4 protein-coding genes are annotated in these 1,962 nt (G+C 71.3%); 2 read left to right on the top strand and 2 right to left on the bottom strand.

Going from position 1 to position 1,962, the window contains the following annotated elements; all coding sequences use genetic code 11:
* The coding region (locus A5700_RS05355; protein WP_082966217.1) for a phosphatase PAP2 family protein at window positions 1-665 on the bottom strand (665 nt) is incomplete at its 3' end.
* A 71-nt stretch (window positions 666-736) separates the two neighbouring features.
* Here A5700_RS05355 and A5700_RS05350 point away from each other — a divergent pair.
* Window positions 737-1,219, top strand: a complete 483-nt coding sequence (locus A5700_RS05350) for a hypothetical protein (RefSeq protein ID WP_068070216.1) — start codon at window positions 737-739, stop codon at window positions 1,217-1,219.
* Here the strand turns inward: A5700_RS05350 and A5700_RS05345 are convergent.
* On the bottom strand, window positions 1,209-1,475 hold the full coding sequence (locus A5700_RS05345) for a hypothetical protein (protein ID WP_068070217.1): 267 nt from the start codon (window positions 1,473-1,475) through the stop codon (window positions 1,209-1,211). The genes A5700_RS05350 and A5700_RS05345 overlap by 11 nt on opposite strands.
* A gap of 80 nt (window positions 1,476-1,555) precedes the next feature.
* Between A5700_RS05345 and A5700_RS05340 the strand changes: the two genes are divergently transcribed.
* A partial coding sequence (locus tag A5700_RS05340; RefSeq protein ID WP_197504142.1) for a nitroreductase family protein occupies window positions 1,556-1,962 on the top strand: 407 nt, incomplete at its 3' end.

Genomic DNA, 1,962 nt, shown 5'->3' with positions numbered 1-1,962 from the left:
TCGACGACGCCCAGCTGGTGTCGATCATGAAGTGGCTGCGCCCCCGATGGACGAAAGATGCCGCAGCACAACAAAAACCACAGGTACCCCAAGGCCCACCCGGCCAGCACGTCCGACGGGTAGTGCACGTTCAGGGCCACCCGGGAGACGCCGACCGCCAGCCCCACCGCGGTCGCCACCGCCACCGTGACCCGGCCGAGCGCCCGGTTCAACAACGGCAGCAGGAACGACACCAGCGCGAGCAGCGCGGCCGTCGTCTCGAGCGCGTGGCCGGACGGGAACGAGGTCGAGGGCGCGGCGACCAGCATGGTCGCCGGCCGCGGCCGATCCACCAGACCCTTGGCCGCGGTGGTCACCAGTCCGTTGAGCGGCCCGCAGGCCAACAACACCAGGGCCGCCCGCACGTTGCGCCGCACCAGGGCGGCGACCGCCGCCACCAGCGCGACCAGCCGCCACAGCGGCGGGCCCAGCCACACCGATACGAACTGCCACGCCCCCACCCACGCCGGATGCCGGTGCGCGGCGCCGCGCGCCGCGTTCAGCAGCGTCCAGTCCATCCCGTGCAGCCAGGACCAGTGCCGCAGGTAGCCGATCCACATGACGGCGTAGCCGACGACGGCGAGCGGCGCGAGGTAGCGGACGGCGGCGGTCCGGAAGCGGGTCATGACCCACGGATACCAGCCGTCGGGCGGTGAGGTTCGCACGGCCCGCTGCCCGCCCAGTCATACTGGGCGGCATGGCCGTCTTCGTCCGCAAGTTGTTCGGCATCGGCAAGCTGCCCGACGACCTGCACACGCAGGTCGAAGCCGAAGGCCTGACGTACCTCGCCGATTACGTCGCGGTGACGCGGCGCTTCAGCGGCGCCATCCCGGGCGTGCGGTTGCCGCACGGCGTGGCCAGCTACACCGGCTCGGTGGTGTTCACCTCACAGCGGGCGCTGGCGACGTTGTCGATGCTGCCCCGACTGGCGGGCCCCACCGTCAACGCGCGGTGGGACGCGCCGCAGACCGGCGCCGCGAAGGTCGAGATCTCCGCGACCGGGCTGCAGGTCGAGGTCGACGTGGCGCAGGTCGACGAGAAGTTCACCGGCGAGCTGTCGCTGCACTACAAGGTCGCGATCCCCCAGGAGGTGCTGGACGTGCTGCCGCGGCGGTCGCTGGCCTTCGCCATGCCACCCGAATACGTGTTCCGCGCGGTCGGAGTCACGTTCAGTCCGTGAGGGTGATTCGCGGCCAGGGCGGCTGCCGCAGCATCGCCAGCCCGGCGAGCAGCGTCGCCACCAGGCCGGTGAGCACCCCGATCAGGGCGATCCGGTCGGTGTCGACGGCGGCCTTCCACGTGGCCTCGCCGTCGCGGATGACGAACACCCCCAGCGGCTTGCCGACCGGGATCACCGTGTAGCCGTCGGGAGTTTGATAGGGCTGCCCGTAGTCGGCCGCGTTATCGAGCTGCTCGAGCAGGTCCGAAGGCTTCACGAAGCACTCCCTTCTCCGGCGTCGGCCAGGTCCGTCGGCGATACGACTTACGCTAACGCGGATTTTTTACGATGGCTGGCATGACCGACCAGGCGTTCAGTCCCGAGGAGCGGCGAGCCGTCTACCGGGTGATCTCCGAGCGCCGCGACATGCGCAGGTTCACGCCGGGCGCCGTCGTGGCCGAGGAGGTGCTGGCGCGGCTGTTGCAGGCCGCGCACGCCGCGCCCAGCGTGGGCCTGATGCAGCCGTGGCGCTTCATCCGCATCACCGACGACGCGCTGCGGCGGCGCATCCACGCCCTGGTCGACCAGGAGCGTCCGCTGACCGCCGCCGCCCTCGGGGAACGCGCCGAGGAGTTCCTGGCGCTGAAGGTCGAGGGCATCCTCGAGTGCGCTGAGCTGCTGGTCGTCGCGCTGGGCGACGATACCGCAGGCCGGCCGCACGGTCCCGACGCACCGGCGCGTCACGACGTGGCGTCTGGGGTGGG

Origin of the sequence: Mycobacterium sp. E1214, from assembly GCF_001666755.1 — a bacterium.
Lineage (GTDB): Bacteria > Actinomycetota > Actinomycetes > Mycobacteriales > Mycobacteriaceae > Mycobacterium.
This window is presented reverse-complemented; position numbering and strand designations above follow the sequence as displayed.